We start from the raw sequence: 13,318 nt of genomic DNA, 5'->3' as shown, positions 1-13,318 counted from the left end.
GCGCCCCATCGCCTCACGCCGCATCGTGGAAGATGATGCCGAGCGTGCGGCGCTCGCCCGAGCGGATCTGGCTGACGCCGTGGCGGAGCGTGGTGCGGTAGGTGCCGCGCGTGCCTTTCACCGGCCGCTCGCGGACCGCGAAGACCACTGCCTCTCCCTGCGCCATAGGCACGACATGCGGTCGTGACTGCATGCGCGGGCGGTTTTCCACCAGCACCAGCTCGCCGCCGGTGAAGTCCTCGCCCGGCCGGTCCAGCAGGATCACCACCTGCAGCGGGAACACCACCTCGCCGTAGAGATCCTGGTGCAGGCAGTTGTAGTCGCCGGCGCCGTAGCGGAGCATCAACGGCGTTGGCCGCATCTGCCCCGCCGCGTGGCAGCGGGCGACGAAGTCGTCGTGCGCCGGCGGATAGCGCTCGTCCTGGCCGAGCCGCTCGCGCCACACATTGGCAAGGCCGGCGAGCGGCGGATACAGCGTCTCGCGCAGCCGGGCGACGATCTCTGGCAGGGGCCGCGCGAAGTACTTGTACTCGCCGAGCCCGAAGCCGTGCCGCGCCATCACCACGCGGCTGCGGAACCGGGCGTCGTCGGCATAGCTGGCCGCCAGATCGCCGCACTCGGCCGGCTCGAGCAGCCGGCCGAGGCCTGCATAGCCTTGCGCGTCGAGTGCCGTGCCGATCCCCGCCCAGTCGAGCGTGGCCGGATCCTTCATCGTGCCGCGCCGGCGTTCTCCTGCGCCAGCAGCTTCTTCTTGCGCGCCTCGCCCCAGCGATAGCCGCCGAGGCCGCCATCGCTGCGCACCACGCGGTGGCAGGGGATCAGCATGGCGATCTCGTTGGAGGCGCAGGCATTGGCGACCGCGCGCACCGCCGCGGGCTTGCCGGCCGCCGCCGCGATCTCGGCATAGGAGCGCGTCTCGCCGCGCGGGATCGCCCGCAGCAGCTCCCACACCCTCGCCTGGAAGGCGGTGCCGCGCACATCGAGCGGCAGGTCGGGCAGCGCCTTGCCGGCCGTCACGCTGTTCGCGAGCGCGGCAAGCCAAGGCTCCACCATCGCGCCGTCGCGGCTCAGCGCCGCCTTGGGGAAGCGGGCGCGCAGCTCCTCGACCAGGCTCTCCTTGCGGTCGCCGAGCTTGACCGAGATCACGCCCTTGTCGCTGGCGGCGAGCAGCAGCCAGCCGAGCGGCGTCTTCGCGGTGGCGTAGCGCAGCGCCAGGCCTTCGCCGCCGGCCTTCAGCACGCCGGGGGCGACGCCCATCAGGTCCTTGGCATCGGCATAGGCGCGCCCGCCGGAGCCGTAGCCCGCCTCGTAGATCGCGGCGGTGACGCTGCCGTCGCCCTTCAGACCCTGGGTCAGGCGATCGACCCGGGCGGCGCGGGCATAGCGCGCCGGCGTGGTGCCGGTCACCTTCCGGAAGGTGCGGTGGAAGTGATACGGGCTCATATGCGCGGCGGCGGCGAGCTCGGTCAGGCTCGGCGGCGTCTCGGCTTCCGCGATCAGGCGCAGCGCCCGTTCGACCGCGGCGACGCGCCCGGCATCGGCGCTGATCGCGGTCGGGCGGCAGCGCTTGCAGGGGCGGAAGCCCGCCATCTCGGCGGCGGCCGGGTTGGCGAAGAACAGCACGTTCTTGCGGAGCGGCGGGCGCGAGGCGCAGGAGGGCCGGCAATAGACGCCGGTCGTCTTCACCGCATAGAACCAGCGGCCGTCCTGCGATGCGTCGCGGGCGATCAGGCGGCCGTAGCGGGCCTCGTCGAAATCCGCTGTCGCTTGCGTCTTGGCCGTCGGCATGGCGGGGGCGGTATCCATGGCTTGGTCTCCGGTGGCTGTGTTGTCCGGCAATCTGCGTCGCCGGCGCGGAGCCCTCCATCCGGATCTTGCTGTTTCATTCGGGAGTCTAGCCGATCTTCCGCGGGGCGGGAGGGTCGGGGCGGCTTTCGGCGCGGCGCAGCGGCCGTATTTTTCTGCTATTCAAAGCCAAATCCCGGACGGAACCCGGACAGAAAGTCGGAGGAAACCATGGCCCAGGCCCAGCCTGACAAGGTGGTGCGGATCGGTTCGTCGAGCGGCTTCTGGGGCGACAGCCAGGTGGCGGCGGCCCAGCTCGTGCATCGCGGCGAGATGGACTACCTGGTCGGCGATTATCTGGCCGAGCTCACCATGTCGATCATGGCGCGCGCCCGCGAGGCCGATCCGAACATGGGCTATGCGACGGATTTCGTTACCGTCACCATGCGCCGCTTGATCAAGGATTTGGCGCGCAAGAACATCAAGGTGGTGTCGAATGCCGGCGGCGTGAATCCGCGCGCCTGCGCCGAGGCGATCCGCAAGATTGTGCGCGATGCCGGGCTGTCCTTGAAGGTCGCCTATGTGCATGGCGACGACCTGCTGCCGCAGGTGGAGCAGTTCCGCGCGGAAGGTTTGAAGGAGATGTTCACCGGTGCGGCGCTGCCGCCGAAGCTGCTCTCCATGAACGCCTATCTCGGCGGCATACCGATCGCCGAGGCGCTGAAGGCGGGTGCCGATATCGTCGTCACCGGGCGCTGTGTCGACAGCGCGCTGGCCCTCGGCATCCTGATGTACGAGCACGGCTGGAGCCCGACCGACTACGACAAGCTCGCCGCCGGCTCCCTGGTCGGCCACATCATCGAATGCGGCGCGCAATGCACCGGCGGCCTGTTCACCGATTGGCGCGACGTGCCGGACTGGGACGATATCGGCTATCCGATCGTCGAATGCCATGCCGATGGCAGCTTCATCGTGTCCAAGCCGCCTTCGACCGGCGGCCTCGTCTCGTTCGGCTCGGTGGCGGAGCAGCTGCTCTACGAGATCGGCGATCCCGGGGCCTACATCCTGCCCGACGTGGTCTGTGACTTCACCCAGGTGACGATGCAGGAAGTCGGCGAGAACCGCGTGCGCGTCGCCGGTGCGAAAGGGCTGCCGCCGACCGGCATGTACAAGGTGAGTGCGACCTTCCCGGATGGCTGGCGCGCGGTGGCGCAGATCACGATTGGTGGCCCCGAGGCGGTGCACAAGGCGCGCCGCACCGGCGAAGCGCTGCTGAAGCGCACGCGGCGCATGCTGGCGGCGATGAATCAGGCGGATTTCCGCGACAGCCTGGTAGAGGCGATCGGCGGGGAGAACATGTACGGCCCGCATTCCCGCGCGCTGGAGGCGCGCGAGGCGCAGATGCGCCTCGCGGTCAGCCATGACGAGCGCATGCCGGTCGAGATGTTCCTGCGCGAATGCTCATCGCCCGGCTGCTCGATGGCGCAGGGCACGACCGGCTCCGGCGGCGCCCGGCCGAAGGCGAGCCCGATCGTGCGCCTGTTCTCCTGCCTGGTGCCGAAAACGCGGGTGAAGGCGGCGATCGATCTGGAAGGTCAGGCGATCCCCGTCTCGATCCCGACCGAAGGCGGCTTCAAGCAGGGTGCCAAGGCGCCGGCAGGTTCAAGCGACGTACCGGCCGGCCCCACGGTGACGGTGCCCCTGATCAGGCTCGCCTGGGGCCGCTCCGGCGACAAGGGCAATGCCAGCAATATCGGCATTATCGCTCGCAAGCCGGAATACCTGCCGGCGATCCGCCGCGCCCTGACCCCGGAAACGGTCGGCGCCTACATGGCGCATCTAGTGAAAGGCAAGGTCGAGCGCTTCGAGGTGCCCGGCATCCGCGCGCTCAACTTCCTGATGCAGGACGCGCTCGGCGGCGGCGGCATGGCGAGCCTGCGCAACGACCCGCTCGGCAAGGCGCATGCCCAGATCCTGCTCGACATGCCAGTCGAGGTGCCGAAGGCCTGGGGATTGTCGTGACAGGAGCCCTCCCGCGCACCGCGCGCGGGAGGGCGAGCTGATTACCGCGCGCCGGCGCGGGGATCCTTGGTCAGGCGGAGATACGGCTTCAGCGCCCGCCAGCCGGAGAACTGCTTCTTCGCATCCTCGTCGGAGAGCGACGGCACGATGATGACGTCCTCGCCCGGCTTCCAGTTGACCGGCGTCGCCACCTTGTAGCCGTCGGTCAGCTGCAGGCTCTCGATCACCCGCAGGATCTCGTCGAAATTGCGGCCGCAGGTCTGCGGATAGGTGATCATCAGCCGGATCTTCTTCGCCGGGTCGATGACGAAGACGGTGCGCACGGTGAACACCTCGTCATGCGCGGGGTGCATCATGCCGTAGAGGTTCGCGACCTTCTTGTCCGGGTCGGCGACGATCGGGAAGTTGAGCGCCTGGCCCTGGGTCTCCTTGATGTCCTCCGCCCACTGCTTGTGGGAATTCACCGGGTCGACCGAGAGGCCGATCACCTTCACGTTCCGCTTGGCGAATTCGCCTTTCAGCTTGGCGACATAGCCGAGCTCGGTGGTGCAGACCGGCGTGAAGTCCTTCGGATGCGAGAACAGGATCGCCCAGCCGGCGCCGATCCAGTCGTGGAACTTGATCTTCCCGTCGGTGGTATCGGCTTCGAAATCCGGTGCCACGTCGCCAAGCCGCAATGTCATGGCTGATCTCCCCAGGTTGAACGCGTGATGCCGCCGATGCGCTGTCTATAGTGCGTGGCGGGCGTCTTTTCCAGCGGCGCTCCAATCGCGAGGTGGGAAGCGATGAGTGCTGCCGTTGAGCAGGCCGGACGCGGTTCGCGGCTTTCGGCCTATGCGCTGCTCACCTTCGCCGTACTGCTCTGGGCCGGCAACTGGATCGTGGGCCGTGCGGTGCACGAGAGTTTTCCGCCGGCGGCGCTCAATTTCTGGCGCTGGACTGCCGCGGTCCTGATCCTCGTGCCCTTCGCGCTGCCGGGCATGTTCGCCCGCCGCGCACTGCTGGTGCGACATTGGCGCTATCTTGCGCTGCTGGGTCTGTCCGGGATCACGCTGTTCCAGACCGGCGTCTATGTCGGCCTCCGCTCGACGCCCGCCGTGAACGCCGTCCTGCTGAACGCGTCGTTCCCCTTGTCGATGGTGCTGGTCAGCTGGGCGATGACCGGCGAGCGCGCAAGCATGCGGCAGGTCGGCGGCATGCTGGTTTCGGCATTGGGCGTCATCGTGATCATGTCGGGCGGCGAGATCGACAACCTGCGCCGGCTGGAATTCCATGTCGGCGATCTGTGGATTCTCGCGGCGCTGCCCTTCTGGGCGGTCTATTCGGTGCTGCTGAAGCGGCGCCCGCCGGAATTCGGCGGCGTCGAGCTCGTCTTCCTCACCGGCGTCGCCGCACTCGTCACGCTGCTGCCGCTCTATGCGGTCGAAACCGCCTTGTTGCCGCCGCCGGTCTGGAGCGGAACGACCTTGGCCGCCATCGCCTATATCGCCGTGGGGCCCTCGGTGCTGGCCTTCGTGTGCTGGAACCGGGGCGTCGCTCTGGTCGGGCCGAATATCGCGGGCCTGTTCGTCCATCTCATGCCGGCCTTCGGCACCCTGCTGGCCGTGCTGTTCCTCGGCGAGCGGTTCCTGCTTTCGCACGGCATCGGCATCGCCGTGATCCTGGCCGGCGTGATGCTGGTTACCGCCACGAAGCGCTGAGCCTTGATCGATGTCAGAGATCGCGGCGGCCGGCGGCGCTATGCATGAAGCGTGGCGGTTGATGCATCTCTCTCCGAGCCGCGCCGCGCGCAATGGCGTTCGCGGCTCGGCTTCGTTTTGGCGACGACCGGCGCCGCGGTCGGGCTCGGCAATGTATGGCGCTTTGCCTACGTCGCCGGCGAGAATGGCGGCGGCGCCTTCCTGCTGGTCTACATTGCCTGCGTGGTGCTGATCGGCATGCCGCTGCTGGTGGCCGAGCTGGCGCTCGGTCGCATCGCGCAGCGGGATGCCGTGCGCAGCTTCGAGTTGATCGGCGGCGCCCGCCGTTGGGGAGCGGTCGGCTGGATCGGCGTCGCGGCGAGCTTCCTGATCCTGACCTACTATGCGGTGATCGCCGGATGGGTGCTGCGCTATCTGGCAGGCTATGCCACGGGCGTGCTATGGCATGTGCCGGCGGGCGAGCAGGCGCAGGCCTTTGCCGCCTATATCGCGCAGCCGATCGAGCCTGTCGTCTGGCAGTTCGTGGCCATCGCTGCCTCGGCGGCGATCGTGCTTGCCGGCGTCGAGCGCGGCATCGAGGCGGTAAGCAAGGCCCTGTTGCCGGTGCTGGGGCTGGTCGTCGTTCTCCTTGCCGGCTACGGCCTGGCGCTGCAGGGCGGGGAGGCCGGCCTCGCCTTCCTGTTCGCTCCCGATTGGTCCGCTCTGGGGCGGCCGGGCGTCTATCTCGCCGCATTGGGTCAGACGTTCTTCTCGATCGGCCTCGCCATGGGCGTGCTCATCACCTATGGCGGCTACATTGGACATCGCGGCGGCCTTGCCGCGACGGCCGCCGTGGTGGCGGGGGCCGACACCGTCTTCGCGATCCTGGCCGGGATCGCGATCTTTCCGGCCGTCTTCGCATTCGGCCTCGATCCGGCCCAAGGGGCAACGCTCGCTTTCGTCACCCTGCCTCAGGTCTTCTCCGTCATGCCGGCAGGGATCGCCTTTGGACTTGGCTTCTTCCTGCTGCTGGCAGTTGCGGCGATCACCTCGATGGTATCGCTCATCGAAGTGCCGGTCGCGGTAATGATCGATCGGCTGGGATGGCCGCGCCGCCGCGCGGTGCTCATGCTCGCCGCGGCGGCCTTCCTGGGCGGCCTTCCTTCGGCGCTCGGATTTGGGCTCTGGCGCGCGGTCACACCCTTCGGGCACGGCATCCTCGATCTGGTCGACCACGCGGCGTCCGGTCTGCTGCTGCCGCTCAGCGGCCTCGCAACCGTCCTGTTCGTCGGTTGGCGCTGGTCGCGCAAGGCGGCATTGCTGGCCGCGGAGCTGGAGGGCAGCGCTTTCGGCGCTTGCTGGTGGATGCTGCTCCGCTATGTCCTGCCGGCGGTCATCGCGGTCATCCTCCTGGGCGGGATCGCCGCCCTATAGCCTCTCACCAGCTGCCGAGCGTTGCGGCCTGGCGAAGACGCCAGTCGCTGCGATCGGCGCGCGAGCGTGCGTCCGCGCGCTGCAATCCGGCGATCAGCCGCAGCACTTCGCCGAAATCGCGTTCGCGCCGCGGCGGATAGCCGAGCAGCAGCCGCACGCGATGTTCCGGGTCGATCACCGCGACGCTTTGGGCACTCGGGGTGAGCCCATAGCCGCGCATCATCTCTCCATCCGGATCGAAGGCGACGGCAAACGGCGCCGATGCTTCGCCGGGCCAGGCCCGCATGGCGACACCGAGCAGCTTGACGAACCGGGCGCGGAATTCCGGCAGCAGGGCGGCCAGGCGCCGCGTCTCCGCCGCGCGGTCGAGCGCGTCGCCTGCGCCCAGCGCGAAGAGCGCGACCCAGGCATCGTCGGACCAGCGATGCAACCGGGTCCGCTGCCCGTCGAACCGCAGGTCGGCATCGGGAGCATGGTCGCCGACCCTCAGGGCGGCCGGCGGCAGGTTGGTGAGGGCGACGGGGTCGAGAATGTGGGTGAGCGACATGTCGGTGATCCTGTGGGAGAGGCCTCTGGGAAGCCGGCTTCAGGCAAGGTCGAAGCCGCTGCTGCGCTCAGGCGGCGCAGCAGCCGGTACAGGTCGCTCGGATGACGCCTTCGGTGCGCTCCTCGATGCCGCGTGCGGCGACAGCCGCGCTGGCGAGCGCGCCCAAACGGCGGAGCAGGGGCCGCCAGATCCCAGTACTGCGATGTGTCGCCGGAGACGCCATATCACACATCTATTGTGCGTTATATCATGTTAAATATCTAAGTATCTCGGATGGTATAAATCAATACATATATTCAGTGTTGAATATGAGAAGCGCACGGCGCATTCTCCGGCGGCGCATGAGTTCAGCTGATCGCGGATTCGACCCAGGCGGCGAGCTGCAGCAGCCGATCATCGCCGCCGAGGGGGCCCATCAGCTGCAGCCCAAGCGGCAGGCCTGACGGGCCTTTGCCGTTTGGCAGCGAGATCGCCGGGGCCCCGAGAAAGCTCGCGAGGCGGTTGAAGCTTGGATCGCCGGTGCCGTCCGCTTTGGGCCACGCCTCGCCCGGCGCCGCCGGCAGCACGATCGCATCGTAGTTGGCGAACAGGTCGGCAAGCGCCGCCCGCGCCCGGGCGGCCGCTTCCAGGCTCGCCCGGTAGGTGGCCTCGGTGGTGCCTTCGCCTTCGCCGAGCAGCTTGTGGAACGCCGCCGACAGCTTGCTGCCGTGACGGTCGCGCTCATAGGCGAAGACGAATTTCGCTTCATAGGCCATGACGCGCTGATGCGCCTCGGTCAGGCCCTCGAAGGCCGCCGGCGTGGGCAGATCGACGATGCGCGCGCCTTTCGCTGCCAGGGCTTTGCGGGCTCGCTCGATCGCCGCGGCCATCGGCGGCGTCACCTTGGCCGCATCGGGATAGAGCGAGAAGGCGAGCCGCGGCGCCGAGACGCTGCGGGCATCCGGCGGTGCCGGCCGGCGCAGCAGCATGGCGTCGCGGAACAGGCAGATATCAGCGACGTCGCGCGCCATCAGGCCGAGCGTGTCGCAGGACGGCGCCAGCGCCTTGATGCCGACCACCGGGAACCAACTGATGCTGCCCTTGAAGCCGACGACGCCGCAATAGCTGGCCGGCCTGAGCACCGATCCCGCCGTCTGCGTGCCGAAGGCGAGAGTCGCCGTGCGGTCCGCCACGGCGGCGGCCGAGCCGCTGGAGGATCCGCCCGGCGTGCGCGCCGGATCGTGCGGGTTGGTGGTCGGGCCGGCATGGAAGGAGGCGAATTCCGTCGTCACCGTCTTGCCCAGCACCAGCGCGCCCTGCGCGCGCGCAATGGCGACCGCGGGCGCATCCCAGGCCGGGCGGTTGCCGGCATAGATCGGCGAGCCGTAGCCGGTCGGCATGTCGGCGGTGTCGATGATGTCCTTGACGCCGAGCGGCAAGCCGAACAGCGCCCCTTCCGAACCTGCCTTGTCCAGCCGGTCGGCAGCGGCGCGCGCTTGCGCGGGATCGAGATGCGTCCATGCCTGGACCACCGGTTCGCGTAGCGCGTGGCGTGCCAGCACCGCCTCGACGACATCGCGCACCTTCAAGTGCTTGCGGCGCAGGCCGTCGGTCAGCGCCCAGGCCGTCAGGCTGATCGGATCGGTCGAATTATTCATGGACGCCCCGCCCTCTGTAGTCGCGTCGTTGCAGGAATGTCACAACGACTTGTGGATTTCCGCTCGCACTTGCACAAGTCCTTGTGGGAAACCCTCTGTTTACCTTACATTTACGTTGCGTGGTCAGGATATCGACCGCGCGCCCTTCTTGGGCGTTTCCTCCCTAGACTTGGGCCACCCCGCAAGCGGTGGCCCTTTTTTCGCCCGCTGCCGTCATTCCGCCGCCGGCCGCAGCTCGCGGTCCTGGGCGAAAGCGGACAAAGCAGCGACCAGGCGTTCCAGGTCGCCGGCCAGCCGGGCGAAGCCCGGCTTCTTCGCCAGCCGCTCCTCGTCCATGTAGAGCCCGCGGTTGATCTCGATCTGCAAGGCGTGCAGCCGCTCTGCCGGCCGGCCGTAGTGATACGTGTTGAAGCCGCCGGCATAGGGCGCATTGCGGCTGACGCGGTAGCCGAGCGATTGCAGCGCGCGTGTCGCCGTCTCCACCAGTTCCGGCGCGCAGGCGCTGCCATAGCGATCGCCCAGCACGATATCGGGCCGGGCGCGCCCGCTGTCGCGCTCGAGCGGCCCGCCGGTCGACGGCATGGAGTGGCAATCGATCAGGACGGCGACACCAAAGCGTGCGCGCGTCTCCGCCAGCAGGCGGCCGAGTGCGGCGTGATAGGGCTGATAGCAGTCGCGGATGCGCCGGTCGGCTTCGGCAAAGGTGAGCTTGCCGCGATAGATCTCGGCGCCGGCACCGACCACGCGGGCAATGGTGCCGTGGCCGCCCGCCACGCGCAGGCTGGTCGTGTTGGCGAAGGCCGGCAACTCGTCCTCGAACATTGCCGGGTCCAGCTCGTAGGGCTCGCGGTTGACGTCGCAGAAGGCCCGGGCATAGCGCGCCGCGACCAGGGGCGCGCCGAGAAGCGGCACGGCGGCGAAGAGTTCGTCGACGAAACTGTCCTCGGAGCGGCGGATCGCCACATGGTCGAGCCGGGCGGCGGCGAGAAAATCGGGTGGGTAGAACGTCCCGCTATGGGGCGAGGAATAGACGAAGGGTATGCTTTGCACGGTCGGCAGGCTTAGGATGACCGGATCCGGTCCGGCTGCTTCGCCCGCCGCGCGCGCCACTTCGGCGTTCGGCATCGGGCTAGCGTATAGCAAGGAAACCGCGGCGTTAACCCGTTCTCGACCATTGGGTTTCTATAGGTTGCACATCATGGGACGGATCCTGCTTGCCGAAGACGACGCGACCATCCGCCGCTTCCTCGCCCGCGCGCTGGAGCGCGCCGGGCATGACGTGACGGCGGTCGGCGACGGCGCCCAGGCGCTGCCGCACCTCAAACCGGCGCGGTTCGACCTGCTGATCGCCGACATCGTGATGCCTGAGCTCGACGGCATCGAACTGGCGCGCCGAGCCATCGGCCTCGACCGCGGCCTCAAGGTCATCTTCATCACCGGCTTTGCCGGCGTTGCCAAATCTTCGGCGCCGGGCGCGACGGTGCTGTCCAAGCCGTTCCACCTGCGCGACATCGTGGCGGAAGTAAACCGCCAGCTGACCCCGGTTCCCGCCTCCACCGCCGACTAGGCTCGCCAGTCACCGCGCGCGCGGCTAGTGTCCGGCCACGCGCGAGGGCAACGATGAAGCTCAATCTCGGCTGCGGCGGCGACAAGCGGCCGGGCTGGATCAATGTCGACAAGTACCCGGATTTCGCTCCCGACCAGGTGGCGGATCTGGAAGCGCTGCCCTGGCCCTGGGCCGACGACAGCGTCGACGAGGTGATGCTGCGCCACGTGCTGGAGCATCTCGGGCAATCGTCGGATCTCTATCTCGGCATCATCAAGGAATTGTGGCGGGTCTGCCGCGACGGCGCGCTCGTCACCATCGTGGTGCCGCATCCCCGCCACGACAGCTATCTCAACGATCCGACCCATGTGCGGCCGATCACGCCGGCCGGGCTCGAGCTGTTCTCGCAGGCGAAGAACCGGGAATGGCGCGAGAAGGGCATCGCCAACTCGGCGCTCGGCCTCGCGCACGGAATCGATTTCGCGATCGAGCGCGTGGACATGCGCCCCGACGATGTCTGGGCGAAGCGCGTGTCGTCGGGGCAGATCACCACGGCGCAGCTGGCCGAAGCGGCGCGGCAGTTCAACAACGTGATCAGCGAGATGACGATCCGCTGGCGTGCGGTCAAAAAGCGGCCGTGAGCGACGCGACCAACCACACGCCGCTGCTGCTGTTCGAGGCCTTCGCGCCGTTCCGTTTCCGCCAGCCGGATGCGGCGCCCGCGGCGGAGCAGAGGGGCCGTGCCGGCGCGCGCTACCTCACCAGCTCGACGCCGTTCGTGAACCAGGTCGTGCTGCGCGAGCCGGCGCGGTTTCGCGTCCTGGCGGAACGGGCGCAGATCGCCTGCCGGCCGCGCGCCGAGTGGCCGGGCGCGGCCTTCGAGGGGCGGTCGGTGCTGTTCCTGCTGCCGAGCCAGATGCTCGGCTCCAACGTCGCGACGATGCTGTTCATCGACGCCTTCATCGCCGCCAGGCGGCCGAAGCGCGTCGGCGTCTTCTGCGCCCGTTCGTCGAGCGACATCTATCTTCGCGACCGCCGCATCACCACTTATCCGCTCTGGCTGCCCGAAGCAGAGCTGCCGGGCTGGGATGCCGTCATCGATCTCGGCCATCTGGAAAGCCGGCGCGATATCGATCTCTGGCCGGTCGAGATGGAGGGCGAGCTGAACCAGGCTTTCGGCCTGGAAGCGACCACGGCGCGCTATCCGAGCGAGGCGCGGTCCCTGGCGAAGCGGGCGCGGCCGTCCTTCGGCATCCTGCCGCTGGCGAGCTCGCCGCTGCGCACGCTGCCGCCGCCGGTGACGTTGGCGCTGGCCGACGCGCTGGCGCCGCTCGGCGAGGTGACGGTCTCGCTCAACCGTTTCCAGCGGCAGGGACAGCTTCAGGCCGAGGCGCTGAAAGCAACGCTGCCGAAGGGCGTCCGCATCGTCGACGGCTTCGCCGCGATCGGCGAGCTGCTGCGCGCGGTGGAGCGCTTCGACTACGGCATCTATGCCGATTCCGGCCCGGCGCACATGACCAAGCTCTGCGCCGCGCCCGGCACCGCCGTCTATGCGCCGGCGCCGGGCGAGGTGCTGCAGGGCCGGTTCCGCAATCTCGCGCTCTATCAGGTGCCGTTCCAGGGCCCGCATTGCGCAACGCCCTGCGGCCTTGCCAAGCTGCGCAAGGCACGCGACGGGCGGATCGGCTGCATGGGCTCGCTCGGTCTCTCGCTGGAGGAGCTGCCGGACCTGCCGGGCGTGCGGGATTCAGGCGTGGTCGAGCAGCTGCACGACCGGCCGGTGCCCTGCCTGGCGACCCTGGCGGCTGACCCGAAGCCGTTGGTCGATTTCGTGCTGGCCGATCTCAAGCGGCGCGGCATGCCGATTTAGAAGAAGCGGAGGAGAGACATGCGCCTGTTCGATCTCAAGGGGAAGGTGGCGATCGTCACCGGCGGCAATGGCGGCATCGGCCTCGGCATGGCCAAGGGGATGGCGGAGGCCGGGGCCGACATCGTCGTCGCGGGGCGCAACACGACCAAGAACGCCGCCGCCGTCGAGGCGCTCGGCAAGCTCGGTGCGCGCGCCGTGGCGATCGAGCACGACGCGACCGACGAGGGGTCGTGCAAGGCGCTGGTCAACGGCACCGTGCAGATGCTGGGCCGGCTCGACATCCTGGTGAACAACGCGGGCATCAACATCCGCAAGACGCCGGACGTGATGACGCTCGACGAATGGAACCAGGTGATCACCACCAACCTGACCAGCGCCTTCATGTGCTCCAACGCCGCCTATCCGGAGATGAAGCGGGCCGGCGGCGGCAAGATCGTCAACATCGGCTCGATGATGTCGATCTTCGGCGCGCCCTTCGTGCCGGCCTATGCGGCGAGCAAGGGCGGCATCGTGCAGTTCACCCGCAGCTGCGCCACCGCCTGGGCGCGCGACAACATCCAGGTCAACGCGATCCTGCCGGGCTGGATCGATACCGACCTGACCAAGCGCGCCCGGGTCGAGGTGCATGGGTTGCACGACCGCGTCCTGGCGCGCACGCCGGCCGGCCGCTGGGGGACGCCCGAAGACCACGCCGGCATCGCCGTGTTCCTGGCTTCCGCCGCGTCCGACTTCGTCACCGGCACGGCCATCCCGGTCGATGGCGGGTTCTCGGTTTCGGGCTAGGGGCTTGAACCGGCG

At 68.7% G+C, this 13,318-nt stretch carries 13 protein-coding genes; 7 read left to right on the top strand and 6 right to left on the bottom strand.

The window, feature by feature from the left end; translation table 11 throughout:
- Positions 1 to 13 precede the first annotated feature (13 nt).
- Together DT074_RS02750 and ada are read right to left on the bottom strand one after the other, a co-directional pair.
- Positions 14 to 712, bottom strand: a complete 699-nt coding sequence (locus DT074_RS02750; RefSeq protein ID WP_119418267.1) for a 2OG-Fe(II) oxygenase — start codon at positions 710 to 712, stop codon at positions 14 to 16.
- On the bottom strand, positions 709 to 1,806 hold the full coding sequence (ada, locus tag DT074_RS02745) for a bifunctional DNA-binding transcriptional regulator/O6-methylguanine-DNA methyltransferase Ada (RefSeq protein WP_368744393.1): 1,098 nt from the start codon (positions 1,804 to 1,806) through the stop codon (positions 709 to 711). The genes DT074_RS02750 and ada overlap by 4 nt, the downstream gene beginning before the upstream one ends.
- A 210-nt stretch (positions 1,807 to 2,016) precedes the next feature.
- Between ada and DT074_RS02740 the strand changes: the two genes are divergently transcribed.
- Entirely contained in the window at positions 2,017 to 3,807 is a 1,791-nt protein-coding gene (locus DT074_RS02740; protein WP_119418266.1) for an acyclic terpene utilization AtuA family protein, read from the top strand.
- Positions 3,808 to 3,848: 41 nt separating this feature from the next.
- Here DT074_RS02740 and DT074_RS02735 read toward each other — a convergent pair whose 3' ends face one another.
- A complete protein-coding gene (locus tag DT074_RS02735) occupies positions 3,849 to 4,490 on the bottom strand; it encodes a peroxiredoxin (RefSeq protein WP_119418265.1) in 642 nt (213 codons plus the stop codon).
- Positions 4,491 to 4,592: 102 nt separating this feature from the next.
- Between DT074_RS02735 and DT074_RS02730 the strand changes: the two genes are divergently transcribed.
- On the top strand, positions 4,593 to 5,507 hold the full coding sequence (locus DT074_RS02730; protein ID WP_119418264.1) for a DMT family transporter: 915 nt from the start codon (positions 4,593 to 4,595) through the stop codon (positions 5,505 to 5,507).
- 51 nt (positions 5,508 to 5,558) lie between these two features.
- Positions 5,559 to 6,920, top strand: coding sequence for a sodium-dependent transporter (locus tag DT074_RS02725; protein WP_119418263.1), 1,362 nt, complete (start codon positions 5,559 to 5,561; stop codon positions 6,918 to 6,920).
- Positions 6,921 to 6,924: 4 nt separating this feature from the next.
- Here the strand turns inward: DT074_RS02725 and DT074_RS02720 are convergent, their stop codons facing one another.
- The 3 genes from DT074_RS02720 to DT074_RS02710 form a co-directional block, all read right to left on the bottom strand.
- Positions 6,925 to 7,467 carry a redoxin domain-containing protein gene (locus tag DT074_RS02720; protein WP_119418262.1) on the bottom strand — a complete coding sequence of 181 codons (543 nt, stop codon included), beginning with the start codon at positions 7,465 to 7,467 and terminating at the stop codon, positions 6,925 to 6,927.
- A gap of 347 nt (positions 7,468 to 7,814) precedes the next feature.
- Complete coding sequence (locus tag DT074_RS02715; protein ID WP_119418261.1) at positions 7,815 to 9,104, bottom strand: amidase; 1,290 nt, start codon at positions 9,102 to 9,104, stop codon at positions 7,815 to 7,817.
- Positions 9,105 to 9,317: 213 nt separating this feature from the next.
- Positions 9,318 to 10,229, bottom strand: a complete 912-nt coding sequence (locus DT074_RS02710; RefSeq protein ID WP_119418260.1) for an N-formylglutamate amidohydrolase — start codon at positions 10,227 to 10,229, stop codon at positions 9,318 to 9,320.
- A gap of 73 nt (positions 10,230 to 10,302) precedes the next feature.
- On the opposite strand from DT074_RS02710, the gene DT074_RS02705 reads away from it, so the two are divergent.
- Genes DT074_RS02705 through DT074_RS02690 form a run of 4 tightly spaced genes read left to right on the top strand, consistent with a single transcriptional unit; the run spans position 10,303 to position 13,303 of the window.
- Positions 10,303 to 10,671 carry a response regulator gene (locus DT074_RS02705; RefSeq protein ID WP_119418259.1) on the top strand — a complete coding sequence of 123 codons (369 nt, stop codon included), beginning with the start codon at positions 10,303 to 10,305 and terminating at the stop codon, positions 10,669 to 10,671.
- Positions 10,672 to 10,724: 53 nt separating this feature from the next.
- The gene (locus DT074_RS02700) at positions 10,725 to 11,291 is read left to right on the top strand and encodes a class I SAM-dependent methyltransferase (RefSeq protein WP_119418258.1); all 567 of its coding nucleotides are present in this window, start codon (positions 10,725 to 10,727) and stop codon (positions 11,289 to 11,291) included.
- Positions 11,288 to 12,520, top strand: a complete 1,233-nt coding sequence (locus DT074_RS02695; RefSeq protein WP_119418257.1) for a hypothetical protein — start codon at positions 11,288 to 11,290, stop codon at positions 12,518 to 12,520. The genes DT074_RS02700 and DT074_RS02695 overlap by 4 nt, the downstream gene beginning before the upstream one ends.
- A gap of 18 nt (positions 12,521 to 12,538) precedes the next feature.
- Positions 12,539 to 13,303: a glucose 1-dehydrogenase gene (locus DT074_RS02690; RefSeq protein WP_119418256.1), complete on the top strand. Its 765-nt coding sequence runs from the start codon at positions 12,539 to 12,541 to the stop codon at positions 13,301 to 13,303.
- The last annotated feature ends 15 nt before the right edge of the window (positions 13,304 to 13,318 follow it).

This window comes from Desertibaculum subflavum, assembly GCA_003576705.1.
GTDB classification, from domain to species: domain Bacteria; phylum Pseudomonadota; class Alphaproteobacteria; order Ferrovibrionales; family Ferrovibrionaceae; genus Desertibaculum; species Desertibaculum subflavum.
Note: the sequence above shows the minus strand (reverse complement) of the source record. Positions and strands in the feature narration are given on the sequence as shown.